Genomic DNA, 1,116 nt, shown 5'->3' on the forward strand with positions numbered 1-1,116 from the left:
CTAGGTGTACTGCCCAGGGACGTTGGTCAATCTGGTGATGGGCGGTTTGCCGCCGGTTGCGGTGTGGGGGCGGTGGTGATTGTAGTGATGGAGCCAGGCCGGCAGGGCTTTGCGGCGGGCTGATTCGCTGGAGTAGAAGCGGCCCAGGGCCCAGCCGTCGGCGAGGGTGCGGTGGAAGCGTTCGACCTTGCCGTTCGTCTGCGGCCGGTAGGGCCGGGTTTTCTTCGGTGTGATCGCGAGTTCGGCGCAGGCCTGTGTCCAGTGCCGGGAGCGGTAGGCCGAGCCGTTGTCGGTCAGGACCCGCTCGACGGTCACTCCACGGGCGGCGAACCAGCCGACCGCGCGGCCAAGGACACCGACTGCCGTGGCGGCTTTCTCGTCGTCGCAGATCTCGGCATAGGCGACTCGGGAATGGTCGTCGACGACCGTGTGGACGAACGCCGTGCCCAGCAGCGGGCCGCGGTACCTGTTGCGGGGCTTGTCGGGCGTTGCTGCCCGGTTCTTGCGGCCCTGGACGCGTCCGACGTAGCGCCAGCCGCCACCATCGGGCACGTTCCCGAGCTTCTTGACGTCGATGTGGAGCATGGCGCCGGGGTGATCGTGTTCGTAGCGGCGGACGGGCTCGCCGGTGGCGCGGTCGAGGTGGGAGAGCCGGTTGATCCGGCACCGGGTCAGCACCACGTGGACGGTCGAGGCGGGCATGCCCAGCCGTCCGGCGATCTGGACCGGCCCAAGACGCTGCTTCCAGCGCAGGTGCACGATCTTGCGGACCTGCGGCTGAGTGGTCCGGGCCGGGCTGCGATGCGGCCGTGAGGACCGGTCGGCCATCGCGGCCGGACCGGACTCGGCATAACGGTCGGCCCACCGCCTGGCGGTCGGCCAGGACACGTCGTAGCGCTCGGCCGCACGGGCCACCGGCCATCCCTCATCAACTATCAGACGCGCCAGGCGAAGACGTGCACGGGGCGTCAGAGCAGCGTTAGCGTGAGACACGAAGGCCTCCTGGTTGGCGGAGCGGTTCCTAGACAGCTCCACTCCACAACCGGAGGCCTTCGTCATCTCGCAGATTCAGATCGTGTCGTCACACAAACTCGACCAACCTGGCTGGGCAGTACA

The 1,116-nt window shown here is 68.4% G+C and carries 1 protein-coding gene; it reads right to left on the minus strand.

What is annotated here, in order from left to right:
• Entirely contained in the window at positions 1–993 is a 993-nt protein-coding gene (locus ABZS61_RS34860; protein WP_356430560.1) for an IS481 family transposase, read from the minus strand.
• Between the last annotated feature and the right edge of the window lie 123 nt (positions 994–1,116).

The sequence above is a fragment of the Streptomyces sp. NPDC005566 genome, assembly GCF_040605575.1.
Lineage (GTDB): Bacteria > Actinomycetota > Actinomycetes > Streptomycetales > Streptomycetaceae > Streptomyces.